23 protein-coding genes are annotated in these 25245 nt (G+C 58.7%); 19 read left to right on the top strand and 4 right to left on the bottom strand.

Going from position 1 to position 25245, the window contains the following annotated elements:
* The first annotated feature begins 62 nt into the window (after window positions 1-62).
* The 10 genes from alaS (at window position 63) to ACP8J1_RS06460 (ending at window position 10519) form a co-directional block, all read left to right on the top strand.
* The gene (gene alaS / locus ACP8J1_RS06505; RefSeq protein WP_023021456.1) at window positions 63-2747 is read left to right on the top strand and encodes an alanine--tRNA ligase; all 2685 of its coding nucleotides are present in this window, start codon (window positions 63-65) and stop codon (window positions 2745-2747) included.
* A gap of 10 nt (window positions 2748-2757) precedes the next feature.
* Window positions 2758-3309, top strand: coding sequence for a Holliday junction resolvase RuvX (gene ruvX, locus ACP8J1_RS06500; RefSeq protein WP_023021457.1), 552 nt, complete (start codon window positions 2758-2760; stop codon window positions 3307-3309).
* Window positions 3310-3347: 38 nt separating this feature from the next.
* Window positions 3348-4541 carry an endolytic transglycosylase MltG gene (gene mltG / locus ACP8J1_RS06495; protein ID WP_034655375.1) on the top strand — a complete coding sequence of 398 codons (1194 nt, stop codon included), beginning with the start codon at window positions 3348-3350 and terminating at the stop codon, window positions 4539-4541.
* A gap of 31 nt (window positions 4542-4572) precedes the next feature.
* Window positions 4573-5400, top strand: coding sequence for a shikimate dehydrogenase (locus tag ACP8J1_RS06490; protein WP_023021459.1), 828 nt, complete (start codon window positions 4573-4575; stop codon window positions 5398-5400).
* 113 nt (window positions 5401-5513) lie between these two features.
* Complete coding sequence (locus ACP8J1_RS06485; RefSeq protein WP_051138333.1) at window positions 5514-5906, top strand: prepilin peptidase; 393 nt, start codon at window positions 5514-5516, stop codon at window positions 5904-5906.
* A 68-nt stretch (window positions 5907-5974) separates the two neighbouring features.
* The gene (gene aroC / locus ACP8J1_RS06480; protein WP_034655830.1) at window positions 5975-7186 is read left to right on the top strand and encodes a chorismate synthase; all 1212 of its coding nucleotides are present in this window, start codon (window positions 5975-5977) and stop codon (window positions 7184-7186) included.
* 3 nt (window positions 7187-7189) lie between these two features.
* Window positions 7190-7726: a shikimate kinase gene (locus tag ACP8J1_RS06475; protein WP_023021461.1), complete on the top strand. Its 537-nt coding sequence runs from the start codon at window positions 7190-7192 to the stop codon at window positions 7724-7726.
* 64 nt (window positions 7727-7790) lie between these two features.
* Window positions 7791-8861, top strand: a complete 1071-nt coding sequence (gene aroB / locus ACP8J1_RS06470; protein WP_023021462.1) for a 3-dehydroquinate synthase — start codon at window positions 7791-7793, stop codon at window positions 8859-8861.
* Between the two features lie 3 nt (window positions 8862-8864).
* Window positions 8865-9293, top strand: coding sequence for a type II 3-dehydroquinate dehydratase (gene aroQ / locus ACP8J1_RS06465; protein ID WP_023021463.1), 429 nt, complete (start codon window positions 8865-8867; stop codon window positions 9291-9293).
* Between the two features lie 119 nt (window positions 9294-9412).
* Window positions 9413-10519 carry a M24 family metallopeptidase gene (locus ACP8J1_RS06460; RefSeq protein WP_023021464.1) on the top strand — a complete coding sequence of 369 codons (1107 nt, stop codon included), beginning with the start codon at window positions 9413-9415 and terminating at the stop codon, window positions 10517-10519.
* Here the strand turns inward: ACP8J1_RS06460 and ACP8J1_RS06455 are convergent.
* The gene (locus ACP8J1_RS06455; RefSeq protein ID WP_023021465.1) at window positions 10516-11412 is read right to left on the bottom strand and encodes a GDSL-type esterase/lipase family protein; all 897 of its coding nucleotides are present in this window, start codon (window positions 11410-11412) and stop codon (window positions 10516-10518) included. The genes ACP8J1_RS06460 and ACP8J1_RS06455 overlap by 4 nt on opposite strands.
* A gap of 263 nt (window positions 11413-11675) precedes the next feature.
* On the opposite strand from ACP8J1_RS06455, the gene efp reads away from it, so the two are divergent.
* The 3 genes from efp (at window position 11676) to ACP8J1_RS06440 (ending at window position 13844) form a co-directional block, all read left to right on the top strand.
* Complete coding sequence (efp, locus tag ACP8J1_RS06450; RefSeq protein WP_023021466.1) at window positions 11676-12239, top strand: elongation factor P; 564 nt, start codon at window positions 11676-11678, stop codon at window positions 12237-12239.
* A gap of 11 nt (window positions 12240-12250) precedes the next feature.
* Window positions 12251-12880 carry a transcription antitermination factor NusB gene (gene nusB, locus ACP8J1_RS06445; RefSeq protein ID WP_023027857.1) on the top strand — a complete coding sequence of 210 codons (630 nt, stop codon included), beginning with the start codon at window positions 12251-12253 and terminating at the stop codon, window positions 12878-12880.
* Window positions 12881-12989: 109 nt separating this feature from the next.
* Window positions 12990-13844, top strand: coding sequence for a PPK2 family polyphosphate kinase (locus ACP8J1_RS06440; protein ID WP_486696434.1), 855 nt, complete (start codon window positions 12990-12992; stop codon window positions 13842-13844).
* An 86-nt stretch (window positions 13845-13930) separates the two neighbouring features.
* Here the strand turns inward: ACP8J1_RS06440 and ACP8J1_RS06435 are convergent, their stop codons facing one another.
* The 3 genes from ACP8J1_RS06435 to ACP8J1_RS06425 all read right to left on the bottom strand — a co-directional run bounded on the left by ACP8J1_RS06435 (window position 13931) and on the right by ACP8J1_RS06425 (window position 16536).
* Window positions 13931-14443: a YbjN domain-containing protein gene (locus tag ACP8J1_RS06435; protein WP_023021469.1), complete on the bottom strand. Its 513-nt coding sequence runs from the start codon at window positions 14441-14443 to the stop codon at window positions 13931-13933.
* Entirely contained in the window at window positions 14436-14927 is a 492-nt protein-coding gene (locus tag ACP8J1_RS06430; RefSeq protein WP_023021470.1) for a YbjN domain-containing protein, read from the bottom strand. Before ACP8J1_RS06430 ends, ACP8J1_RS06435 begins: the two co-directional genes overlap by 8 nt.
* Before the next feature lie 265 nt (window positions 14928-15192).
* Window positions 15193-16536 (bottom strand): TIGR01777 family oxidoreductase, encoded by a 1344-nt coding sequence (locus ACP8J1_RS06425; RefSeq protein WP_023021471.1) that lies wholly within the window; start codon window positions 16534-16536, stop codon window positions 15193-15195.
* Window positions 16537-16678: 142 nt separating this feature from the next.
* On the opposite strand from ACP8J1_RS06425, the gene pyrR reads away from it, so the two are divergent.
* The 6 genes from pyrR to pyrF are packed head-to-tail and all read left to right on the top strand — an operon-like array spanning window position 16679 to window position 25013.
* Window positions 16679-17287: a bifunctional pyr operon transcriptional regulator/uracil phosphoribosyltransferase PyrR gene (gene pyrR / locus ACP8J1_RS06420; protein WP_023021472.1), complete on the top strand. Its 609-nt coding sequence runs from the start codon at window positions 16679-16681 to the stop codon at window positions 17285-17287.
* 2 nt (window positions 17288-17289) lie between these two features.
* Window positions 17290-18246 carry an aspartate carbamoyltransferase catalytic subunit gene (locus ACP8J1_RS06415; protein ID WP_023021473.1) on the top strand — a complete coding sequence of 319 codons (957 nt, stop codon included), beginning with the start codon at window positions 17290-17292 and terminating at the stop codon, window positions 18244-18246.
* Between the two features lie 34 nt (window positions 18247-18280).
* Window positions 18281-19618, top strand: coding sequence for a dihydroorotase (locus ACP8J1_RS06410; protein ID WP_023021474.1), 1338 nt, complete (start codon window positions 18281-18283; stop codon window positions 19616-19618).
* 23 nt (window positions 19619-19641) lie between these two features.
* Window positions 19642-20823, top strand: a complete 1182-nt coding sequence (gene carA, locus ACP8J1_RS06405) for a glutamine-hydrolyzing carbamoyl-phosphate synthase small subunit (protein WP_023021475.1) — start codon at window positions 19642-19644, stop codon at window positions 20821-20823.
* Window positions 20824-20848: 25 nt separating this feature from the next.
* The gene (gene carB, locus ACP8J1_RS06400) at window positions 20849-24190 is read left to right on the top strand and encodes a carbamoyl-phosphate synthase large subunit (RefSeq protein WP_023021476.1); all 3342 of its coding nucleotides are present in this window, start codon (window positions 20849-20851) and stop codon (window positions 24188-24190) included.
* On the top strand, window positions 24174-25013 hold the full coding sequence (gene pyrF / locus ACP8J1_RS06395; protein ID WP_023021477.1) for an orotidine-5'-phosphate decarboxylase: 840 nt from the start codon (window positions 24174-24176) through the stop codon (window positions 25011-25013). The genes carB and pyrF overlap by 17 nt, the downstream gene beginning before the upstream one ends.
* The last annotated feature ends 232 nt before the right edge of the window (window positions 25014-25245 follow it).

The raw sequence follows: 25245 nt of genomic DNA, 5'->3' as shown, positions 1-25245 counted from the left end.
GTTGGGCGGGTTAGAAACTTCTCGATAGAAGATGAAAGCTCATACAGTTAGGATTGTTGCTCGTGAAGACTCATGAGATCCGGGAACGGTTTACCCAGCACTTCGTCAATTCTGGTCACGAGGCGGTACCAAGTGCCTCGCTGATCCTGGATGACCCTAACCTGCTTTTCGTAAACGCGGGCATGGTTCCATTCAAGCCCTACTTCCTGGGCCAGCAGAATCCGCCCTTTGCCAAGGGGCTAGCCACCTCTATTCAGAAGTGCGTGCGCACCCTTGATATTGAAGAGGTGGGCATTACCACCCGCCACAACACCTTCTTCCAGATGGCCGGAAACTTCTCCTTTGGCCAGTACTTCAAGGAAGGCGCCATCACCAATGCCTGGACCTTGCTTACCCGCTCCGTTGAGGAGGGCGGTTTTGGTCTAGACCCAGAACGCTTGTGGGTGACGGTGTACCTGGATGATGATGAGGCCGCCGAAATCTGGCGCGATAAGATTGGCGTTCCTGAAGAGCGCATTCAGCGCCTCGGCATGGAGGATAACTACTGGTCCATGGGTATCCCTGGACCATGTGGCCCGTGCTCCGAGATTTATTTCGATCGCGGTCCTGAGTACGGCAAGGACGGCGGACCCATTGCCGATGATAACCGCTACATGGAGATCTGGAACTTGGTCTTCATGCAAAACGAACGCGGCGAGGGCATTGGCAAGGGCAATTTTGAAATCGTTGGCGAGCTGCCCAAGAAGAACATCGATACTGGCCTTGGCATCGAGCGCGTGGCCTGCATTTTGCAGGGCGTAGACAACGTCTACGAAACAGACCTGCTGCGTCCAGTCATTGATGTAGCTGAGGAACTTACCGGTGCCACCTACGGCGATAAAGCCTCTCAGGAAGACAATATCCGCTTCCGAGTGGTAGCGGACCACTCCCGCACCGGCATGATGCTCATCTTGGATGGCGTAACCCCGGGCAATGAGGGCCGCGGATATATCCTGCGTCGCCTGCTGCGCCGCATTATCCGTTCCGCCAAGCTGCTGGGCGCTACCGGTGCCACCATGGAGCGCTTCATGAACACGGTCATGGATACCATGACTCCGTCTTATCCGGAGATTGCGGACAACCGTGAGCGCATTCTGCGCGTGGCCGTCAACGAAGAAAAGGCCTTCCTCAAGACTCTGGAGTCCGGAACCCGCCTCTTCGACGATGCCGTGCAGGAGCTCAAGTCCACCTCTCGCGCGAAGACCGCGAAGGTCCTGCCTGGTGAGAAGGCCTTTGAGCTGCACGATACCTATGGTTTCCCCATCGACTTGACGCTGGAAATGGCCCAGGAAGCGGGCCTTGAGGTGGACATGGATGGCTTCAACGATGCCATGGGTGAGCAGCGCCGCCGCGCCAAGGCCGATAACCAGGCCAAGAAGCACGGGCACACTGACCTTTCCCTCTACCGCGACTGGGTAGACAATAACCCCACCGTCTTCACCGGCTACGAGGAGCTTACTTCCGACGCCCGCGTGATCGGCCTTGTCCGCGGCGGAGAAAAGGTCGATGAAGTCCACGAGGGTGAAGAGGTCGAGGTCATTTTGGACCACACCCCACTTTATGCCGAGGCGGGCGGCCAGATGGCTGATCGCGGGCGCATTGTGGCCGGCGAGTCCTTGCTGGAGGTCAATGACGTCCAAAAGATTGGCAAGAAGCTGTGGGTCCACAAAGCCACGGTTACGGCTGGCGGCCTAGACCTGGGCATGTCGGTTGAGGCGGGCGTCGACGAGCAGTGGCGCCACGGCGCTACCCAGGCTCACTCTGCGACGCACCTCATTCACGCCGCACTGCGTCAGGTGCTTGGCCCCACCGCGGTCCAGGCTGGTTCTATGAACCGCCCGGGTTACCTACGGTTTGACTTCAACTACACCGAACAGCTCAGCCAGGCCCAGCTGGAAGAAATTTCCTTGATTACCAACCAGGCAATTGACTCCAATTTTGCCGTCAACACCATCGAGACCTCCTTGGAAGAGGCTAAGGCCATGGGCGCCATGGCGCTCTTTGGTGAGAACTACGGCAAGGAAGTCCGCGTGGTAGAAATCGGCGGACCGTTCTCCATCGAGCTATGCGGCGGTACCCACGTGGGATCCTCCGCTGAAATCGGCCCGGTTTCCGTGCTGGGTGAATCTTCCGTAGGCTCTGGCGCTCGCCGCATTGAGGCTTACTCCGGTATGGATGCCTTCCGTTACTACTCCAAGGAAACCGCCTTGGTGGAAGGAGTCTCCCGCGAGCTTAAGGTACAGACCGAGGACCTGCCTGAGCGCATTGCTCAGCTATCTGAGAAGCTCAAGGCAGCAGAAAAGGAAATCGAAACCCTGCGCAAGCAGCAGCTGGCTGCGCGTGCCTCCGAGTTTGTCGGCGCCGCCAAGGACATCAATGGTTTCAAGGTTATTGCGCTGACGTTGCCGGATGGAACCACCGGTGGGGACCTGCGCACCGTGGCTACGGACCTGCGTAACCGCCTGCGCGAGGAAGAAGCCGTCATCGTCTTGGGCGCCCAGGACAAGGGCAAGTTCCCGTTCATCGTGGCAGCCACCGACAAGGCCGTCGAACGCGGTGTGAAGTCCGGGGACGTCGTCAAGCAATTTGGCCAGTACGTTGATGGCCGCGGCGGCGGTAAGCCGGACATGGCCCAGGGCTCCGGTTCTTCAGCTGCAGGTGCAGAGCGCGGCTTTGCCGCCGTCGAGGATATGCTCGAGTCCCTGTAGGAGTTCGAACGTGGCACAAGTGGAACCAGATATCCCCGGGGTTGATGATCCGGGGCAGGGCCGCCGGCTCGCGCTTGACGTCGGTACTGTGCGCATCGGCGTAGCAGTGTCCAATAGGGAAGCAACGCTTGCCACCCCAGTGGAGACCGTTCACCGCGAAACCGGGTTTAAGGACCGCGATAAGGGTGATATCGACCGGATCCTAGAATTGATTGATTTTTATGAGGCGGTCGAGGTCATCGTGGGGCTGCCACGAGATTTGCAGGGAAATGGCTCAAAAAGCGTAAAACATGCTAAAGAAATTGCGTTTCGGATCCGCCGTCGGTTGAATCGAAATGCAAATATGGATAAAGTTCCACCACCAGTACGTTTGGCTGATGAGCGTTTGACTACCGTGGCAGCGACCACCGCGCTGCGCGCGTCAGGCGTGTCCGAGAAGAAGGGCCGTAAAGTCATCGACCAAGCAGCAGCGGTGGAGATATTGCAGACATGGTTGGACGGGCGTGCAAACGCTCTCCGACCAAGGGATGCAATAGATCAGCCTTCAAACTCAGGAGACTAAAACAAGTGAGCCGTAATCAAGAACGTCTCGGTCGATCGATGGAGCCGAAACACGTCAAGCGCCGCCAGCGCGGCATTGCCGTTATCATTGCGTCGATCATCGTTATCCTTGGCGCCCTTATCTACATCGGATTCCGTCTCGGCAATACCTCTGCCGATTATGAGGGAACCGGCAACGGTACCACCCAGCTGGTGGAGGTGCCGGAAGGCTCGTCGATGTCCGAGCTCGGTCCTGCACTGGTGGAAAAGAATGTGGTCAAGACCCAAGACGCCTTTGACTCTGCTGCGTCTATGAACCATAGCGCAAGCCAAATCCAACCTGGCTTCTACCGCCTGCAGGAAGAGATGAGTGCCAACGCCGCGGTAGAGGCGCTATTGGATAAGAATAACCGCGTCGACATGCTCGAAGTCCAAGGCGGCGCAACCTTGGAGGACGTCAAGGTTGTTGGTGGAGACGTTCGTTATGGCATCTACTCCTTGATTTCTGAGGTCAGCTGCAACGATGGCAACTGCCTGAAGAAGGAAGACCTAGAAAAGGTCGCTGCGGAAACTGATCCTGCTGAGCTGGGTGCGCCACAGTGGGCACTCGAGGCCATCAACAAGCGCGGCAACGATCCTAAGCGCATTGAGGGCCTTATCGCTCCAGGCCAGTACGTCCTGGACCCCAATATGGAGGCCAAGGATATTCTGAAGGACCTCATTACCCGCTCTACCAAGCGCTACAACGAGACCAAGATCGAAGAACGCGCCCAGGCTATCGGTCTGAGCCCTTATGAGCTGCTTACTTCCGCATCCCTAGTGGAGCGCGAGGCGCCAGCAGGTGAGTTCGACAAGGTCGCCCGCGTCATCCTCAACCGTCTGGACGAGCCGATGCGCTTGGAGTTTGACTCCACCGTGAACTATGGCTTGGAAGACGTTGAGCTGGCCACCACCGATAAGGCCCGTGAGGAGAAGACTCCGTGGAATACCTACGCAAAGGAGGGCCTGCCGGATACCCCGATTGCTTCTCCTTCGGATGATGCAATCAAGGCCATGGAGCAGCCTGCTGAGGGCAATTGGAAGTTCTTTGTCACCGTGGACGAGGAAGGCACCACCGTCTTCTCCGATACCTACGATGAGCACTTGGGCCGCGTTGATGACGCCATCCGTTCCGGCGTGCTTGACTCCAAGCGCGAAGGGGAGGGTGCTGGTTCCGGAAACGGGGACGCCGCTGCCGAGCAGCCCGCCCAATAAAGTCGCGAAAACCACGAAGAGGTAGAACCCGATGCCACGAGCGGCAGTCCTTGGTAGTCCCATTGAGCACTCACTGTCTCCGGTGCTCCATAATGCTGGCTACGAGGCTGCCGGGCTCGAAGGTTGGGACTACACCCGCTTTGAAACGGCTGCGGAGGGCTTGCCGGATCTGGTGAAGGGGAGTACCCCTGAGTTCGTAGGGTTCTCCGTCACCATGCCGGGTAAGTTCGCCGCCCTCCGCTTTGCGGATACCGTAAGCGAGCGCGCTCGGCTGATAGGTTCCGCAAACACCCTGGTGCGTAAAGAAGAAGGGTGGTTTGCAGACAATACCGACACCGAAGGCGTGCGTGGCGCGCTCATAGAACTTTTGGGGGATTCCCCCGCACGGCACGCGATGCTCATTGGAGCTGGAGGCACAGCGCGTCCAGCTTTGTGGGCGCTGGCTGAGCGCGGAGTGTCTACCGTCACCGTGCTCAATCGCTCGGACCGTAGCGCCGAGCTACGGCCACTTGCCCAAGAGCTGGGACTGGAGCTTTCTTTCACCGGTTTCGATGGGGACCTATCTGCACTGTCTCGCGCAGCCGATGTCATTGTATCCACCGTTCCCGCCGCTGCGGTGGAGGACTATGTCTTCGACATCGCCCACGCACCGGTGCTCGACGTCATTTATGATCCCTGGCCCACGCCGCTGACCACGTGCGCGGCGGCCAACGGGTACAAGTCCGTCGGCGGACATGTCATGCTCGCATATCAAGCATTTAGCCAGTTCGAGCAATTTACCGGCGTGGCCGCACCGCGGGAAGAGATGCTAAATGCATTGAATGAGGAATTGCAGCGGCGGTCGCAAACTGTCAAATAAAACGAGGCCTGGACAAGTGCGGGCTATCCTTCGCGTCTGGCTCACGCTGCACAATTCGCCCTCTGAGTGAAAGCCTCGAGCGCTAGGCGGTACCTCGCTTTACTCTAAGTCCCGTGTTGATCTTTGGGGGAATTGTTTATTGCCTTTGGGCCGCGGCGCTGTCTTGGTGGGACTTGCGGCATCGCCGCTTGCCCGACTGGTTGACGCTGCCAGCCGCTGCGTTGTCACTTGTACTTGCCAACTGGGGCGGGCTGTGGTGGCCGGGGATATACCTCGTGCTTGGGCTGTCCCATGCAGGGGTGGGTGGCGGCGATATTAAGCTGGCCGTGCCCTTAGGGATGCTGGTAGGGCATTTTGCTGGGTTTATAGGGGTGGTGGCGGCGAGCGGCTGCGCGTCCCTGTTAACGCTCGGCTGGTCTGTGTGTGCTGGGCAGAAAGAAAGCGCGCATGGCCCCGCGATGTTATTGGCGGCGGCACTCGTCGTGGCTTGTGTTTACCCTTTTTGAGGGGGTGGAAGAATATATTGCGGGGCCAAGTTCATACCGGATTGGCCTCATCGTGCGATAATACCCGCATGCTTCGTTGGACTACTGCAGGTGAATCCCACGGCCAAGCTCTTATTTCTCTGCTGGAGCACATGCCCGCCGGGGTCCCAATTACCCGCGCCGATATTTCGCATCAGCTTTCCCGGCGCCGCCTTGGCTACGGCCGTGGCGCCCGCATGAAGTTTGAGGCTGATGGGGTTACCGTGCTCGGCGGAGTCCGCCACGGGCTGACTCTGGGTAGCCCTATTGCCATCATGATTGGCAATACGGAGTGGCCGAAGTGGACCACCATCATGTCGGCCGATCCACTGGATATGGACGATGAAGAAAATATAAAGGCCATGAATTCTGGACGGGGTGCAGCCCTGACTAGGCCGCGTCCAGGCCACGCGGATTTTGCCGGAATGGTGAAATACCGCCATAGTGAAGCGCGCCCCATTTTGGAGCGTTCCTCCGCGCGTGAGACTGCAGCGCGTGTGGCTGCCGCTACCGTCGCGCGCAACTTCCTGCGCGAGACCCTCGGCATCGAGGTACTCTCCCACGTCATTTCTATTGGGGCTTCTGAGCCTTATGAGGGCCCTGCGCCGGCGTTCGCGGACATCGAGGCTATCGATGATTCACCCGTGCGCGCCTGTGATAAGGAGGCAGAGGCCTCCATGATTGCAGAAATCGAAACCGCCAAGAAACAAGGCGATACCTTGGGCGGCATCGTCGAAGTCGTGGTAGATGGCCTGCCTATTGGACTGGGCTCGCACATTTCCGGCGATGACCGTTTGGATGCGCAATTAGCCAGCGCTTTGATGGGCATTCAGGCTATCAAAGGAGTGGAAATCGGTGATGGCTTCGCAGAGGCTCGGCGGCGCGGCTCCGCTGCTCACGATGAAATGGTGCGTACCGCAGAGGGCGTTTCCCGCCTCACCAATCGCGCAGGCGGCCTCGAAGGCGGCATGACTAATGGGCAGCAGCTTCGTGTGCGGGCGGCGATGAAACCTATCTCTACCGTCCCGCGCGCATTGCGCACCATTGATATGGAATCCGGCGCTGAGGCAACTGCCATTCACCAGCGTTCCGATGTATGCGCGGTTCCGGCGGCCGGCGTCGTAGCAGAAGCCATGGTTGCCCTTGTTCTTGCGCGCGCTGTGCTTGAGAAATTCGGTGGAGATAGCCTCGAAGAAACCTCTCAGGCTATTGCCGCGTATGATAGATACGTTTCGGACCGCCTTGCTTTTGACCAGGAGTAAGTTATGACCACCCCAACCGCAGTTACGGGCCAACCCCGCCCACGCGTTGTTTTGGTTGGCCCGCCAGGCGCGGGTAAATCCACACTTGGCCGCCGCCTATCCCATGCCCTGAGCTGTGAATTTACAGACTCTGACCACCTTATTGAACAGGCACAAGCAAAGCCTTGCGGGGAAGTCTTTAGCGAGCTCGGTGAGCAGGACTTCCGTGCGCTTGAAGCGCAACACGTTGCGGCCGCGTTGCGTACCGATGGGGTCGTAAGTCTCGGCGGCGGGGCAGTGCTCACGGAGTCCACTCGTGACCTCCTGGAGCGGCACACGGTAATTTTTTTGGATATTTCCCCTGAAGAAGGAGCAAGGCGCACCTCCGGTGATAGCAATCGGCCGGTTCTTGCAGCCGCTGACCCCCTCGAACATTACCGAAACCTAGTGGACGTGCGGCGCCCGTATTACCAGGAGGTTGCCGATTATCGAGTGCGCACAGATACCCGAACCCCGCAGCAGGTAGTAGGCGATATTCTCGGTTTCCTCGATACCCTTTAGCTGCCCGCTGCGCTCGTACTTGTTCCTCGCCATACTGCCTCGGCGGCGAACGGAAAGGACCACCATGCCCACCATTGCCGTTAATGGACCGCAGCCTTATAAAGTTCGCATTGGTGCCGGTCTCAATGAAGACATCGCGCAGCGCTGCGCGGAGATTGGCGCTAGCCAGGCAGGCATTGTCTTCCAACCGCCGCTGCGCGCCGCCGCCGAGCACCTAGCGGAACTCGTTGGGACCCAGGGGGTCGTGCCCGTGCTCATTGAGGTTCCCGATGCTGAGGCGGCCAAGCAGCTCAGCGTCGTTGGCGGTGTATGGGACAAGCTGGGGGAGAACGGCTTTAACCGGCGTGACGTCATCATCGGCCTAGGCGGTGGTGCCACCACCGATATGGCGGGGTTCGTGGCGGCTGGGTGGATGCGTGGCATCAAGGTTATCCAGGTGCCTACCACGCTATTGGCCATGGTTGATGCCGCCGTGGGCGGCAAAACCGGCATCAATACGGCGGCTGGGAAGAATCTTGTCGGCGCCTTTCACGAGCCGGATTCCGTCTTTGTGGATCTAGAGCGCCTTGACACTCTGCCCGAGACGGAAATCGTTGCCGGTTCGGCAGAGATAATCAAAACCGGTTTCATCCATGACCCGGTAATTCTGGAACGCTATGAGGACAACCCTGGGGCCTGCGTGGACCCGCAGGGCTTCTTGCCAGAATTAATAGAGCGCTCCATCGCAGTAAAAGCCGCCGTGGTAAGCCAAGACTTGAAAGAGTCAGGTATGCGCGAAACGCTGAACTACGGTCACACCTTTGGCCATGCTGTGGAGCGCCATGAGAACTACGAATGGCGCCATGGCAACGCGGTGGCAGTGGGCATGATGTTTATTGCCCACCTGTCGCATTCCCGCGGCCTCATTGACGCTCAACTGGTGGAAAAGCACCGCCGGATCCTGCACAGCATTGGGCTTCCCACGCGGTATAAGGCAGGCCATTTCGCCGACCTGTATGAGGCCATGACCCATGATAAGAAGAATAGGGACGGAAAAATCCGGTTTGTGGCCTTGACCGGGGTGGGGGAGGCCACCCGCCTGGAAGGCCCTGACTTGGACGAGCTCGAGGCGGCCTACGCCGCGATTTCGGAGTAGAAGATGAAGATTATTGTTCTCAACGGCCCGAACTTAAACCGCTTGGGAAAGCGACAACCGGATGTCTACGGCTCAACCACCTTGGCCGATGTGGAGCGCATGATTGCCTCGCGTGCCGCCGAACACGGGGTAGAGGTGGAATGTTTTCAATCCAACCATGAGGGCGAGCTCATTGAGAAGGTACATGCCGCCGCGGATGCGGGCCATCCCGTGATTATCAACCCTGGCGGGTTTACCCATACCTCGGTGGCTTTGCGCGATGCCCTGGCTGAAGTGGCGGAGGGAGCCGGATTCGTCGAAGTACATATCTCCAATGTGCATGCGCGCGAGCCCTTCCGTCATCACTCCTATCTCAGTCCGATTGCCCGCGGTGTGATTGCTGGCTTGGGGGTCTTTGGTTACGTTGCGGCAGTGGACTACCTCTGCCAATAGAAGCGTCCCACTGGGCTTCGTGGCGTCCGGACAGAAAGAAAACGGCCCGACCGCGGTGGCAAGGTCGATATACTGGGTGAATACTTTTAATACCGCAGTCAACCCAGGAGGATTAAATCATGGCTTTGGCAGATACCCGCTTTAGTGACCGTCGCCGCAAGCTTGCCGCGACGCTAGCCAGCCAGCGCATCGATGCCGTTTTAGTAACCCACCTCACGCATGTGCGTTATCTTTCAGGGTTTTCCGGCTCCAATGGTGGTCTGCTCTTGCGCAAGGATCTTTCCGCGCAGGTTGCTACCGACGGCCGCTACACCACGCAGATTTCCCGCGAGGTCCCTGATCTGGAAGCTATTCAGGGGCGCGCTGTAGGCAAGGTGCTCCTGCAGCAATTCGCCGATGTGCAAGGACCGGTCCGCGTGGGCTTTGAGGCAGACTACCTGACGGTATCTGAATTGAAGGAACTCGAAGATTCGGCCCCAGAGTCAGTCACCTTGGTCCCTGTTACTGGCGTGATTGAAGATATTCGGCTGTTCAAAGACCCACTCGAGCTGGAAAAACTGGAAGAAATTGCCGCGCTGGCTAATCAGGCGCTGGAGGATCTCCTGGCCGCAGGCGAGCTGCGTGCCGGCCGCACGGAGCGCCAGGTGGCTGCCGATTTGGAGTACCGGATGCGCATGCTCGGCTCGGAGCGGGTGAGCTTCGATACGATCGTCGCTTCCGGTCCCAATTCGGCCATGCCACACCATGGTGCGGATGACCGGGTCATCGAGGACGGAGATTTGGTGACCATCGACTTCGGTGCGCATCTGCGCGGGTTCAATTCCGATTGCACGCGCACCTACGTCGTGGGCGCGGCGAATGACTTTGCTAAGGAAATTTATGATGTGGTGCTACGCGCCCAGAAAGCGGGCGTGGCAGCGTCGGTGCCAGGCGCTAAGCTTGCCGACGTCGACGCAGCTTGCCGCGACATTATTTCCGCCGCCGGCTATGGCGATTACTTTGTGCACTCGACTGGCCACGGAGTAGGCCTCGACGTACATGAGGCGCCCTTCGCCGCCCAGACCGGCAAAGGCGAACTCGCCTCGGGCATGACCTTGACCATCGAGCCGGGCATTTACGTGCCTGGCAAGGGCGGTGTGCGCATCGAAGATACCCTCATCATTACCGATGGCGCACCGAAGATCATAACTGCCGCGACGAAGGAATTTACTGAGCTACCCGCCTAGTGAGCCAGCACCTTGGAGTTAAGCAGCTGGGCGACATTGCGGTTGCCCAGGTGCGTGAGGTGATTAAAGAGGTTGTGCGGTACGGAGTACTCCCACTTACCGGAAATCCAGCGAGTGCTGTCCGGCGCGCACATGCCGTGATCAATGGAGTCGGCGCGTAGGTCGTAGTACTGGACACCGTTGGCACGTGCTGCCTTGTACATCGCGCTATTGACTTGGTCCTCGCCGGTGCGTACCAGGCCCGCGTAGTCCAGATTGAAACCGGCGTCGGTGGAGCCCGGCGCGGACGTGCGTACCGGGCATACGGCGCCGTTACGGGCGGAGATGGCGGGATACCCTACGACGGTGATGTGCGCATGAGGCGCGGCCTGACGGACGCGGTGGATGGAACGCTTCATGCCGTCAAAATAAGGATTAGCGGAAGATAGCGATGGCCGCAAAATTTCCTGGAAGTCGTTGGCGCCGAACTGAATCAAAACATTCTTGGTTGCACCATTGAGATCGTTATTGGCAATGGCCCCGTTTATCTGCTCCTCGAAGTCCTTGCGGTGCGACTGGCCGGCGGCTTTCGCGGCAGAACAGGCGTAGTTGGCTACGTGCTGGCCAGAAACCCGCTCCAGTTCGCGGCCTACATTGCTGTGACCCTGCGGGCAGCCCTGCGGGGAAGGTGCACCCGGGGTGTCTTCAATGCCATGGGTAGCAGACGAGAGAGCAGTGTCTGCTGCGGGGGACAGGCTGGAGGTTGTCCCGATCTGGCCATAGGTAGGGTTAGCGAAGATAGAATCGCCGAACATCACGGTTTGGGCATCCGCCGCCAGTGCTTGGGGAGCGCTAAGTGCTGCTAAAGCTGCGCCAGTCACGGTAGCCACAGCAGAAAGCTTTTTGAAAGGCATCGCAAAAATCCTTGGTAGAAATGTGAAAAATTAATTCGGCAAGACTGTACCGTACAGCCAGTTATCGTTGGATAAAAACCATTACGTGTCTGTTCTCCACCTGCTGCGTATGGTCACAAGCTGCGGAAGTTTCTCTTTTAGCCAAGATAGGGCAGAAGTGTGGGGCGGAAATGGGGGACCAGTAATACCCCGAAAGGCAGTTGTCCGGTAGGCTTGATCATTGTTTTCAACCTTTAGTCCACAATTTCGGGAGTTTAACCGCAATGGCTGATACTACTGATTTCAAGAACGGCCTCGTTCTGAAGATCGACAACAAACTGATGCAGATCGTTGAGTTCCAGCACGTAAAGCCGGGCAAGGGCCCAGCCTTCGTGCGTACCAAGCTTAAGGATGTTGTCTCCGGCAAGACCGTGGATAAGACCTGGAACGCAGGCGTGAAGGTAGAGACCGCTACCGTGGACCGCCGCGATATGACCTACCTCTACAACGATGGCACCAGCTACGTCGTCATGGATGAGAAGACCTTTGAGCAGTTCGAGCTCCCGCCGGAGAAGTTTGGCGATGCCGCTCGCTTCCTGCTGGAGAACATGCGCGTACAGGTTTCCTTCTACGAGGATGAGGCGCTGTTCGCAGAGCTGCCTATTTCCGTAGACCTCAAGGTCGAGCACACCGAGCCTGGCCTGCAGGGTGACCGTTCCTCCGGCGGCACTAAGCCTGCCACCTTGGAGACCGGCGCGGAGATCCAGGTTCCGCTGTTTATCGAGATCGGCAATGTTCTCAAGATCGATACCCGCACCGGTGAGTACCTCTCCCGCGTCAACAACTAGGGCATCTGGCTGTGTCTGATAACACCCCTAAGCGCGACATTAACTACAAGCGGCACACCGCGCGCTATCGCGCACGTCGCCGCGCCGCGGACATCCTATACGAGGCTGAGAATCGAGACATCGATCCCGTAGCCATCGTGGAAGACCGCATCGCTTTGGCGCGCGAAGATCGCAATGCGGTAGCGCCGATTGCCGAGTACACCAAGGTCATTATCAAGGGAGCAGCGGAAGAGCTTGACGTCATCGATGAGACTATCTCTCGCTACCTTTCCGAGGACTGGGAGCTACACCGCATTCCTGCAGTAGATCGTGCTATCCTGCGCGTTTCGGTCTGGGAACTGCTCTTCAATCCCGATATTCCTACTGCTACCGCTGTAGTAGAAGGCGTCGAAATCGCCTCTCAGTACTCCAATGAGCAGGCGGCACCGTATATCCACGCGGTATTGGACGATGTGGCCCAGTCCCGCTCCGCCGAAAGCCCAATGTCTGCAGAACACCAGGGCCTAGAAGAAGACGGGCACGATACTGCTGCGGCTGAAGACACGACGGATGCCGTGTCCCCGGCCGAATCAGCAGAGACTGCGAGCAACACAGCCGCTACTGATGAGGCCTCCGCACCAGCGGAAGACTCGGCCCAGTAATACCGGCGAGTAGTAGCCGCGCCCTTTAGCGTGAGCCATTTTCCGTCCGCGGCCGGCTTGGTTGAAATACCAGGCTGGCCGCGGGCGGTATTTTTGTACCATGGCAGGCATGGGCAAATTCAAGATTCATGATGCACTGGGCCTGAGGGCAGGGAAGAATTTCCGCCTCGCTGATGTGGACCCCACCTCTACATCAGGCTTCAGTGGCTCCAAATCCGACCTAGCTGATCGTTTCGGGCATTACGATGAAGAGCTTTACGACCTTCAGGAGCGTCTCTTTGCCAATGGCCGCGCCCACGAAGAAGGCGCTCCTTCCTTGCTCGTAGTTTTGCAAGGAATGGACACCTCCGGCAAAGGCGGCGTCATCCGTAATGTCTTTTCGGTCTTTGACCCGCAGGGCACCAAAACTGTCGGCTTTGGTAAGCCGACAGAGGAGGAGCTGGAGCACGACTTTTTGTGGCGCATTCGCAAACATGACCCCGTGCCGGGCCAGATTGTGGCCTTCGACCGCTCCCATTATGAAGATGTGCTCATCCAGCGGGTGCATAAATGGGTAGACGAAGACGAAGTGGACCGCAGTTTTGCAGCCATCCGGGACTATGAGCAGGAACTTGCCGGCAAAAACGTCAAGATTTTAAAGATATTCCTGCATATCTCTCCGCAGTTCCAAAAAGAAAACTTGCTGGAGCGCACCGAACGCGAGGACAAATATTGGAAATACGACCCATCCGATATTGAGGAGCGCGGATACTGGGACGAGTACATGGCTGCTTATGAAGATGCCATTCGCCGAACGGATGAAATCTGGGCACCGTGGTACGTAATCCCCACAGACAATAAGAAATATGCCCGCATGGCGCTGAAATTCCTCATCGTGGACGCGTTGCGCCACCTAGAGCTTTCTTGGCCCGCACCGAATTTTGATCCGGAAGAAGAACGCCAGCGCATTCTCGACGCCGAGTAATTGTGCACAAGAAAAGCTCCCTTTCTGCCGGCCATTCGCACGAGGAATGGAGGGCAAAGGGAGCTTGATTCTAAGGGCGGGCTTAGTTAACTCGTGGCGTCTCTTGCACCCGAGGTATTGCCTTCCTCGCCGGCCTTGCCAGCAGTTTCGGAGCCAAGCTTGGCCATTTCTTCCGCTGCAGAGACCATGGCGTCCTGTCCGCGGATTACGCCGTCTACTGCAGATTTTAAGGCCGCCTGCAACTGCTCGTCATTCATACCAGCGGCAGCGGGGATATCGCGCTCGGTGCGCACGACGAGCATGTCATCGTGCTCTGAGATAACCGCGCGCGCACCGAAAGCTACCGAGTTGATCTGGTTTGCAGCCAAGAATAGGCCAGCGTCGGCCTTGGAATAGGCGGCGTCGGTAGGCACGTCGCAACGAACGATAACGACGGAGTCTAGTACCGCGAACATGGTGGGCAGGCCATTGAGGTTAGCGGTGGCTGCGTCGATATCAGCGTCCATTGTGGTCAGCTCAATATCGAAGGTACGCATTGCCTCGATAACGCGGTCCAGGCTGATTTCTGGCAGGTTATTTTCCGTAGATGCATTAGTCATGGTTGTGCTCCTCCCAGGTCACGAGCTGTGGGTAATGTTCCTCGACGAAGGCGAAGGACTGCAGCATAGAGTCCAGGGTGGACATCACAAAGGAACCAATCTGGTTCCGGGATAGGCCGTGTGCCACATTAATTTCGCGTACACCGGAGACCGCGAGGTTGTTTTCTGCGGACTCGAAAAAGCGCAGGGTCGGTGCAAAGTGCTGCTGGTTCCACTGGTTGAGAACCATCAGCAGGCTAGGTCCCTCAGAAGAAGGGACGTTGCCGCGCCAAACAGAATCGGCGACGAGGACGTCATCGCGAACCTGCATAGCAATGGCAACATTGGAAAAGCCGGTACGCAGGATACGTACGGTCTCGTCCTCGCCTACAGGCTGCTCTTCTAGGCGGTACTCGAGGTTTTCGGACTCAAAGATCTCACCAATACGCTCGAGAGTAACGGGCTCTACCGGCGTATCGGGATACAGGGTTGGTTCTTCAGACACTTAAACAGTCTCAATCCATGTACTAATCGGGGTTAAGGTCAGCCCTTCCTAGCCTACCTAACTACACCCGTGCTTTCCGGCAGGAGAAGAACACCGCAGGTCTTGCTCGGAAGTTATATCGGGGTGGTGCAGTACGTGCGCGTTGCCGCAACGAGCTGCGATGGTGAATCACTGCCCACAACCTTTGGCTGACCGACAAATTGCGTCGCACTCCGGTGGCGCTGCGCCAAACGTGTCTGGGGCGTCCACGGGGAGTGGCCCGCAACTAGCAGAGGCTTTCGCCACCCAGTTCATGCGCCAAGGCGGCGTCGATAGTGGAGTAGCGGAAGCTATGACCGAGCTCGGTGAGCACGGTGGGGGCTACGCGCTGTTCTGCCAAGGCTAACTCCTGGGCGCCCTCGCGCCCGAGCAAGAGCGCAGGACCAAAGGAGGGCACGGGCACAATAGCCGGCCGGTGGAGCTCTTTGCCCAATGCAGCAACGAACTCCTTATTTAGGACCGGGTTGGGGGAGGCCGCATTGACCGGGCCGGAAAGCGAATCATCCACGATGGCGCGGAAATAGGCATCCGTAAGGTCATCGATAGCAACCCAGCTAAACCAGAATTTGCCATCGCCAAAGGGGCCACCCAGTCCGGTGGAGAAGAGGGCTCGCAGCAGCGGCAGTAGGCCGGAGCCGCCTGACATGGCAATGCCGGTGCGGATATTGACTACGCGGGTGCCCGCTGCGCGGGCGGGTTCGCAGGCGTCCTCCCACTGGCGCACGACATCGGCTAAGAATCCCTCTCCCGGTTCGGAGTCCTCAGTTAAGACTTCCTCGCCCCGGTTTGCGCCATAAAAGCCGATAGCAGAGGCGCACACCATGGCTTTTACGGATGGCGTTTCGCCGGCGATGCGAGCCAAGCTCCGGGTAGGGCCCACGCGAGAATCCCGAATGGCAGCCTTGTGTTCCTCATTAAAACGGCCGAAGATGGGCTCGCCCGCAAGGTGGACAAGGACGTCCACGCCGTCTAGCAAGTGCGGATCGGGGAGGTTGGTATTCCAGTGGCGCTGGCCACTGCCCGCCTTACCACGCACGAGCTGGATCACTGTATGGCCGGCGGTACGTAGCTGCGCGGTAAGCGCCGTGCCGACACTGCCGCGCGAACCTGTCATCGCAATGGTCAATGGTTGGGTATTAAGTCCTGCATCGCGCAGCCGCTTGAAGAAGGCAAAGTCTTCAATCAGCTGATGCTGACGATAGGCAAAGACTGATTTCAATGCGGCGGAAGGAACGCGCGTGTCCACCTCATCCGTCACCCGGGTACCGGCTGGGTCCTCGGCGAAGGTGTGGGTGTGGCGCCACTGAGTCAGCTGGCGCAGCGGGGAATTGACGCACTCATCACTAAAGGAATAACCCTCCTGGTAACGGGACAACACATGTTGTGCCTTCCACTGCAGGCCACCAGGCAAGCGCAGAATCGAAGTGCCATCACCCAGGCTCTGTGCTTGTTGCACTGGGGTCATAAAGGCGAACGGGGCGTTGAGCCGGGTGAGAGCACCTGGGCGGGTATGCCAGGCCCAGACATCTGTGCGGGGAGCAGGGACTACGTGCTGTGCGGAAAAGCTCACCGTCGAAGTACCTTTCTGGGTTGCCTCACCCGAATGGCGGGTGGGGTGCTAAAGTATCTTGTGTCTAACACCATAGACACTTTTGAGACCATCTATCGGCATCCTTTAAAGACCGCACCGTGAGGCGGGGAAGGAGGTCACGATGAGTGAAACTAACGCTACCGCGAAACAATTGGAGCTTTTAAGCTCCGATGATGTCTCGCGTACCGTTGCACGCATCGCGCACCAGATTATTGAAAAAACGGCGCTCGATTCCGCGGAGGCTCCGCGGGTCATTCTGCTTGGCATTCCCTCTGGTGGCGTGCCGCTAGCACAGCGTCTTGCACTTAAGATCGCAGAATTTTCCGGGGTAGAAGTCCCATGGGGCTCCCTCGATATCACCCTCTACCGCGATGATTTGCTCAATAAGCCGCATCGCGCATTGCAACCCACCACCATTCCTACCGGCGGTATCGATAACGCGATTGTCATCCTGGTTGATGATGTTTTGTATTCCGGCCGCACGATTCGCGCCGCCCTTGATGCGCTAAGCGACGTTGGCCGGCCCGATATTATCCAGCTCGCAGTTCTGGTAGACCGCGGCCACCGCGAAGTTCCCATCCGCGCAGATTATGTGGGCAAAAACCTGCCTACCGCGCGAGATGAAGACGTCACCGTATATAACAATGAGATTGACGGTCGAGACGCGGTCGTGCTGACCCGAGCTGCCGTCAACCTCGATGCCGCAGGCACTGAGAAGGGGGAGGCATAACCATGAAGCACCTCATCGATATGGCGGAGCTCGATAAGTCTGAAATTATCGGCCTGATGGATGAAGCGGATCGCTTCCGCGAGGCCCTCGAAGGCCGCGAAGTTAAAAAGCTTCCTACCTTGCGCGGGCGCACCATCTATACGCTTTTTTATGAAAACTCCACTCGCACCCGTTCCTCCTTTGAAACGGCCGGCAAGTGGATGTCGGCGGACGTCATCAACCTATCCGCCTCTACCTCCTCGGTAAAGAAGGGCGAGTCCCTGAAGGATACGGGCCTTACCTTGGCCGCCATCGGCGCCGATGCGATCATCATGCGTCACCCTTCCTCTGGTGCACCGCAGCAGCTGGCCCAGTGGGTAGCCCCTGAGGGCAGGGGCCCCTCCGTTATCAACGCCGGTGATGGCGCCCACCAGCACCCAACGCAGGCGCTGCTTGACGCGGTAACCATGCGGCAACGACTCGGCTTGCAGGGCGAGCAAGGCTTTGCCGGTCTCAAAGTGAAAATTGTGGGCGATTGCCTGCACTCGCGCGTGGTGCGCTCTAACGTGGATTTGCTTAACACGCTGGGGGCAGAGGTAACCCTCGTGGGGCCAGCTACGCTCATGCCCTTCGGGGTGGAGAATTGGCCGGTGCGCGTGTCCTATGACTTTGATGCAGAGATCGCCGAGGCCGATGTGGTCATGATGCTGCGCGTGCAGCAAGAGCGCATGAATGGCGGTTTCTTCCCGTCCCACCGCGAATACGCCAACCTCTTCGGCCTGTCCAAGGACCGCGCGGCGGCCATGCACAAAGACGCCATTGTCATGCACCCTGGTCCTATGCTGCGCGGCATGGAGATCAATTATGGCGTGGCCGATCTGGATAAAACCGCCGTCCTGCAGCAGGTACACAACGGCGTGCACGCCCGCATGGCCGTGCTGTTTACCCTGCTGACCAATGGCGAAAACGCCGGCATTTAATATCGCGACCCGCAATCAACCTTAGGGAGAGAAAATGACTACTTACCCAGAAACCGGTCGCCTTTCCGCGCCGGCGGAATCCCCACTTGTGATTAAGAATGTGCGCTTGTATGGCGAAGGCGAGCCCACCAGTGTGCTGGTTAAAGATGGCGTTATTTCAGCCATTGGCGGTGACGTTGCGGCACAAGACGCTAAGGTCATTGATGGCGAGGGCAACGTTCTGCTACCGGGGCTCGTGGATATGCACGTGCACCTGCGCGAGCCCGGCCGTGAGGACACCGAAACCATCGAGACCGGTTCCAAGGCTGCCGCTAAGGGTGGTTTCACCGCCGTGTTTACTATGGCCAATACAAACCCGGTGACCGATCAGCCGATCATCGCGGAATCCGTGTGGGCTAAATCCCAGGCCTTGGCGCTTTGCGACGTCCACCCAGTGGGCTCTATTACCAAGGGCCTGGAGGGCAAGACCCTTACCGAGTTTGGCATGATGGCCCGCTCGGATGCCAAGGTCCGCATGTTCTCCGATGATGGCAAGTGCGTCCAGGACCCGCAGCTGATGCGTCGCGCCTTGGAATACGCCAAGGGTATGGATGTACTGCTGGCTCAGCACGCCGAGGATGACCGCATGACCGGGGGTGCTTCGGCGCACGAAGGCGAGACCGCAGCCAAACTAGGCCTGCGCGGCTGGCCGCGCGTGGCGGAAGAATCTATCGTCGCCCGCGATGCCCTCTTGGCGCGCGACTATGGCAATCGCGTACACATTTGTCACGCGTCCACTCAGGGAACCGTGGAGCTGCTCAAGTGGGCCAAGGAGCAGGACATCCCGCTGACCGCTGAGGTCACCCCGCACCACCTGTTGATGACTGACGATAAGCTGCGCACCTACGATGGCCTCTTCCGCGTTAACCCGCCGTTGCGCGAGGAGCGCGATACCGAAGCCCTGCGCCAGGCGCTGCTCGACGGCACCATCGACTGCGTGGCCACTGACCATGCCCCGCACGGCTCCGAGGACAAGTGCGTGGAGTTTGAAAATGCCCGCCCAGGCATGCTGGGCCTGGAATCTTCCCTGGCCGTTATCGCCAAAATCTTCGTTGAGACCGGGCTGGCCGATTGGCGTTTTGTCGCCCGCGTCATGTCCGAGCGCCCGGCGGAAATCACCCGCCTGCCGGGTCACGGCCGTCCCATCGCAGAAGGCGAGCCCGCGAACTTGACCATTGTGGACCCAGCCCACCACTGGGTGTCTGATTCCTCCAAGCTGGCATCCAAGTCCGAAAACAACCCGTATGCAGGTGAAGAGTTCGGCGCCCGCGTTACCCACACCATTTTGCGAGGAGCCGTCACTTTTGACTTGGCAGCCTCCGAAGAAGACTAACCTTGCACACTGAGACCACCTATATGGCAGAGAAAGGCCACGACGTGACTGATAGAACCCCAGCAATCCTCGTTCTCGCGGACGGGCGCACCTTCCGCGGTTATGGCTTTGGTGCCACCGGCACCACCTTGGGTGAGGCCGTATTTACCACGGCGATGACCGGCTACCAGGAAACCATGACGGACCCGTCCTACCACCGCCAGATTGTGGTTTCCGCAGCACCGCATATTGGCAATACCGGGTGGAATGATGAGGACAATGAGTCCCATGGCAACCGTATTTGGGTTGCTGGCCTCGTTATCCGCGACCTCGCCCAGCGCGTATCCAACTGGCGCGCAGAGCGCAGCCTGAGTGAAGAGATGGAGAAGCAGGGCGTCATCGGTATTCGCGGTATTGATACCCGCACCTTGGTACGCCATCTGCGCAACTACGGCTCTATCGCCGCCGGGCTCTTTTCCGGCGAGGATGCGCAGCGTCCAGTAGAGGAGCTGCTAAAGGAAGTAAAAGCCCAGGACTCCATGGAGGGCGCTGATCTCGCCGCGGAGGTATCTACGGACGAGCCCTACACGGTTGAGGCCGTGGGGGAGAAGAAGTACACCGTCGTTGCCTTTGATATGGGTGTGAAGACCGCGACTCCGCGCCACTTCTCCCAGCGCGGGATTGAGACCATCGTTGTGCCTGCAAATGCCTCCTTTGACAAGGTGAAGTCCTATAACCCGGATGGCGTCTTCGTCTCCAATGGCCCGGGCGACCCGGCTACGGCCGATGAGATGGTAGGCATCATCAAGCAAGTACTTGAAGCAAAGATTCCGTTCTTCGGCATCTGCTTTGGCAACCAGCTCCTCGGGCGCGCGCTGGGCCTGGATACCTACAAGATGAAGTTCGGTCACCGCGGCATCAACGTTCCGGTGCGCAATAACTTAACCGGCAAGATCGACATCACCTCGCAGAATCACGGCTTCGCGCTCAAGGCACCGGAAGGCTATGACCTAGACAGCAAGGACGCAGAGTTCGCCACGGACTTTGGCCCCGCGCAGGTCACCCACATCTGCCTCAATGACGACACCGTAGAGGGCGTTGCTTTGAAGAATGGCATGGCCTATTCCGTGCAGTATCACCCCGAGTCCGCAGCTGGACCGCACGATGCTAATCCACTTTTTGATCAGTTCGAAGAACTGATGGCTAACCACACCCCGAATAAGTAAACAACCAGGAAAAGGAAGAAAAACTATGCCAAAGCGCAACGACATCAACCACGTCCTGGTCATCGGCTCCGGCCCTATCGTCATCGGCCAGGCCTGCGAGTTCGACTATTCCGGCACGCAGGCCTGCCGCGTGCTCAAGGAGGAAGGCTTGAGGGTGACCCTGGTCAATTCCAACCCGGCCACCATCATGACGGACCCCGAGTTCGCGGACCACACTTACGTTGAGCCCATCGAGCCGGACTACATCGAAAAGATTCTGGTCAAAGAGCAAGAAGAGGGCCACCCCATTGACGCCGTGCTGGCCACCCTGGGCGGTCAGACCGCGCTGAATGCGGCGGTTCAGTTGGACCGCAAGGGGATTCTGGACAAGTACGGCATTGAGCTCATCGGCGCCGATATTGACGCCATTGAGCGCGGCGAAGACCGCCAGAAATTCAAGGATATTGTCGCCTCCATTGGCGGCGAGTCCGCTCGCTCCGCGGTATGCCACAACATGGATGAGGTACACGAGACCGTCGACAAGCTCGGCCTGCCCGTAGTGGTCCGCCCCTCCTTTACCATGGGTGGTTTGGGCTCAGGTCTGGCCTTCAATAGTGAGGACCTAGACCGCATTGCCGGCGGCGGCCTGGCCGCGTCCCCTGAGGCCAACGTGCTTATTGAGGAGTCTATTCTCGGCTGGAAGGAATACGAGCTCGAGCTCATGCGCGATGGCGACGACAACGTCGTGGTCGTGGCCTCCATCGAAAACGTTGACGCCCTCGGCGTGCACACCGGCGATTCCGTTACGGTTGCCCCAGCGCTGACCCTGACCGACCGTGAGTTCCAGAAGATGCGCGACCTTGGTATCGCGATTATCCGCGAGGTCGGCGTCGATACCGGTGGCTGCAATATCCAGTTCGCCGTCAACCCGGATGATGGCCGCATTATCGTCATCGAGATGAACCCGCGCGTGTCCCGTTCCTCCGCGCTGGCGTCCAAGGCCACCGGCTTCCCCATTGCCAAGCTGGCTGCCAAGCTCGCCATCGGCTACACCTTGGATGAGGTACAAAACGACATCACCGGCGAGACCAAGGCCGCATTCGAGCCCACCTTGGACTACGTCATTGTCAAGGCCCCGCGCTTTGCCTTTGAGAAGTTCCCAGGCGCAGACGATACCTTGACGACCACCATGAAGTCCGTGGGTGAGGCCATGGGAATTGGCCGCAACTACATCGCGGGCCTCAATAAGGTCATGCGTTCTTTGGAAAACAAGCCCAATGGCTTCTGGACCAAGCCAGATGAGTACTTCGCCGGCGAGCGCGCTGGTGACCTCAAGGCGGTACTCAAGGATCTAGAGCGCCCGACCGAGGGCCGCATGTACGACATTGAATTGGCCCTGCGCCTCGGCGCCTCGGTGGACGAGGTCCATGAGGCTTCCGGCGTAGACCCGTGGTTCATTGCTGAGCTGGCCACGTTGGTCGCCTTCCGCCAGGAGCTTATCGATGCCCCAGTGCTCACCGAGGAGCTGCTGCGCGAGGCCAAGGTCTTTGGGCTTTCCGACGCCCAGATTGCCGCCCTCCGCCCCGAATTCAACGGCGAAGATGGCGTACGCAGCCTGCGCTGGCGCATGGGTATCCGCCCTGTCTACAAGACCGTTGACACCTGTGCCGGCGAGTTCGAGGCACAGACCCCATACCACTACAGCTCCTATGAGCTTGATCCGGAAGCCGAGACCGAGGTTCGCCCCGCACCGGAGGGCTCCAAGGGTAAGGTCATTATTCTGGGCTCCGGACCGAACCGCATCGGTCAGGGTATCGAATTTGACTACTCCTGCGTGCACGCAGCTCTCGAGCTCTCGGAGCAGGGCTATGAGACCGTCATGGTCAACTGCAACCCAGAGACCGTGTCCACTGACTATGACACCGCGGACCGCCTCTACTTTGAGCCGTTGACCTTCGAGGACGTTATGGAGGTCTACCACGCGGAGGCCGCTTCCGGTGATGTTGCCGGCGTCATTGTTCAGCTCGGCGGCCAGACTCCACTGGGCCTTGCAGCCCGATTGGAGGAGGCAGGAGTACCAGTTGTTGGCACCAGCCCAGCAGCTATTGACTCCGCTGAGGACCGCGGCGAGTTTGGCAAGGTCCTCGACGAAGCCGAATTGGCAGCACCAGAGTATGGCACCGCCACCTCCTTTGCTGAGGCGCGCGAGGTTGCCTCCTCTATCGGCTACCCAGTATTGGTCCGCCCGTCCTATGTCCTGGGCGGCCGTGGTATGGAGATCGTCTACGACGAAAAGGCGCTGGAAGACTATATCGAGCGTGCTACCGAGCTTTCCCCGGACCACCCGGTCTTGGTGGACCGCTTCTTGGACTCCGCCATAGAGATCGACGTTGACGCACTCTGCGACGGCAACGAGGTCTACTTGGGCGGTGTGATGGAGCACATCGAGGAAGCCGGCATCCACTCGGGTGACTCTTCCTGTGCTCTGCCGCCTATGACGCTGGGGCCAGAGGATATCGAAAAGGTCCGCACCTCCACCCGACTTCTAGCGGAGGGTATTGGCGTCAAGGGCCTGATGAACGTTCAGTTCGCCCTGAAGGACGACATCCTCTACGTCATCGAGGCCAACCCACGTGCTTCCCGTACCGTGCCATTTGTCTCCAAGGCGACCGGCGTTCCACTAGCTAAGGCAGCTTCTCGCGTCATGATGGGCTCTACCATCGCGGACCTGCGCGCCGAAGGCATGATTCCTTCTGAATATGACGGTGGTTCCTTGCCGCTGGAGCACCCGATCGCAGTCAAAGAAGCGGTCTTGCCGTTTAACCGCTTCCGCCGGACCGATGGCAGCCTGCTCGATACGCTGCTGTCGCCGGAAATGAAGTCCACCGGTGAGGTTATGGGCTTGGCTACCAACTTCGGTGCGGCCTACGCCAAAGGCGAAATCGCTGCCTTCGCCGTGCCGCCTACGGAGGGCACTATCTTCGTATCCGTCGCCAACCGGGACAAGCGCACCTTGATTTTCCCGATCCAGCGCTTGGCGAACATGGGTTACAACATCGTCGCTACCGCCGGTACGGCGCAGATGCTGCGCCGCAATGGCATCGAATGTGAGGTTGCCGCCAAGGTCTCTGAGGCTAAGGAAGGCGAAGAGTCCATCGTGGATAAGATCTTCAACGGTGAAATCGACTGGATTCTCAACACCCCTGCGGGCTCTGCAGGCGCGCGCCACGACGGTTACGATATCCGCGCTGCCGCGGTCCACATGGAAATCCCGCTGGTAACCACCGTGCAGGGCGTAACCGCAGCCGTCCAAGGTATCGAAGCGATGCGCATTGGCAACCTGCAGGTACGCGCGCTTCAGGAGCTTGAGCATGGCCCACAAAACTAAGGGATTTGGTGAGCTGCTTGAGGCAGCGGGCCAGGCGCGTGGTCGCCTCTGTGTGGGTATAGACCCGCATCCGTATCTGCTGGAAAAGTGGGGACTGGAGCCCACCGCTGATGGTCTTCGGACCTTCAGCATGCGCTGCGTAGAAGCCTTCAGCGATACCGCTGCCTTGGTAAAGCCGCAGGTTGCCTTCTTCGAGCGCTTCGGTTCCCAGGGGTTTGCGGTCCTCGAGGACGTCTTGGCGTCCCTACGCGAGGTGGGATGCCTGACCGTGGCCGATGCCAAGCGTGGCGATATTGGCTCGACCATGGCCGGCTACGCAGATGCTTGGCTAGGTGATAGCTCACCCCTGCGCGCAGATTCGGTGACCGTGTCTCCCTATCTAGGCGTTGGTGCGTTAGGCCCGGTGTTTAGCAAGGCCGAAGAAACCGGACGCGGCGTATTCGTCTTGGCGGCTACCTCCAACCCGGAGGCACGTGCCATCCAAGCCGTCCCAGTAGGCGAGGAGAGCACCATCGCACAAGGAGTGGTCGATGAATGTGCCGCGCTCAATGTAGCGGCGCACAAGGCCGACAAGCCGGGAGACATCGGGGTAGTCGTTGGGGCTACTTTGGACAATCCACCTCGCCTGGATGCGCTCAATGGCCCGGTTCTTCTGCCAGGCGTTGGCGCCCAAGGTGCTGGCCCAGAGCAAGTGCACAGCATTGTCTCTGCTCGGCCATCGCTGGGATTCGCGAACGTGTCCCGAGCAGTATTGGAACAAGGACCTGCTCTCGCTGACCTGCGCAAAGCGGTGAATCGCGTGGCTCAGGAGTTCCGGGACTAAAAGGGGCGGCGTGGCAGATTACTGGCCGCGCTGCTTACCTGGTACTTTGTTTAAGGTATGTGCGGTGACGTGCTAAAATAGGCGTGCTTTTGGACCCGCTAATCGTCACCGTTCAATGAGCAGTGCTAGGATTACCAGAAGTCGGTTTGCCCGAAGGTTATTGATAACTTTCCGCGGTGTATAAACTGCGTTAGGCAACCGTAATCTGGTACCAAGTACTAGACGTAACAGA

It is taken from the genome of Corynebacterium sp. LaCa_205, assembly GCF_057458085.1.
Note: the sequence above shows the minus strand (reverse complement) of the source record. Positions and strands in the feature narration are given on the sequence as shown.

Bases quoted from the DNA above. Each gene is read 5' to 3' on its own strand.
- mltG (WP_034655375.1), top strand. From the start codon at position 3,348: ATGGAGCCGAAACACGTCAAGCGCCGCCAGCGCGGCATTGCCGTTATC.
- ACP8J1_RS06490 (WP_023021459.1), top strand. From the start codon at position 4,573: ATGCCACGAGCGGCAGTCCTTGGTAGTCCCATTGAGCACTCACTGTCT.
- aroC (WP_034655830.1), top strand. From the start codon at position 5,975: ATGCTTCGTTGGACTACTGCAGGTGAATCCCACGGCCAAGCTCTTATT.
- ACP8J1_RS06475 (WP_023021461.1), top strand. From the start codon at position 7,190: ATGACCACCCCAACCGCAGTTACGGGCCAACCCCGCCCACGCGTTGTT.
- aroB (WP_023021462.1), top strand. From the start codon at position 7,791: ATGCCCACCATTGCCGTTAATGGACCGCAGCCTTATAAAGTTCGCATT.
- aroQ (WP_023021463.1), top strand. From the start codon at position 8,865: ATGAAGATTATTGTTCTCAACGGCCCGAACTTAAACCGCTTGGGAAAG.
- ACP8J1_RS06460 (WP_023021464.1), top strand. From the start codon at position 9,413: ATGGCTTTGGCAGATACCCGCTTTAGTGACCGTCGCCGCAAGCTTGCC.
- ACP8J1_RS06455 (WP_023021465.1), bottom strand. From the start codon at position 11,412: ATGCCTTTCAAAAAGCTTTCTGCTGTGGCTACCGTGACTGGCGCAGCT.
- efp (WP_023021466.1), top strand. From the start codon at position 11,676: ATGGCTGATACTACTGATTTCAAGAACGGCCTCGTTCTGAAGATCGAC.
- ACP8J1_RS06440 (WP_486696434.1), top strand. From the start codon at position 12,990: ATGGGCAAATTCAAGATTCATGATGCACTGGGCCTGAGGGCAGGGAAG.
- ACP8J1_RS06435 (WP_023021469.1), bottom strand. From the start codon at position 14,443: ATGACTAATGCATCTACGGAAAATAACCTGCCAGAAATCAGCCTGGAC.
- pyrR (WP_023021472.1), top strand. From the start codon at position 16,679: ATGAGTGAAACTAACGCTACCGCGAAACAATTGGAGCTTTTAAGCTCC.
- ACP8J1_RS06415 (WP_023021473.1), top strand. From the start codon at position 17,290: ATGAAGCACCTCATCGATATGGCGGAGCTCGATAAGTCTGAAATTATC.
- ACP8J1_RS06410 (WP_023021474.1), top strand. From the start codon at position 18,281: ATGACTACTTACCCAGAAACCGGTCGCCTTTCCGCGCCGGCGGAATCC.
- carA (WP_023021475.1), top strand. From the start codon at position 19,642: ATGGCAGAGAAAGGCCACGACGTGACTGATAGAACCCCAGCAATCCTC.
- carB (WP_023021476.1), top strand. From the start codon at position 20,849: ATGCCAAAGCGCAACGACATCAACCACGTCCTGGTCATCGGCTCCGGC.
- pyrF (WP_023021477.1), top strand. From the start codon at position 24,174: ATGGCCCACAAAACTAAGGGATTTGGTGAGCTGCTTGAGGCAGCGGGC.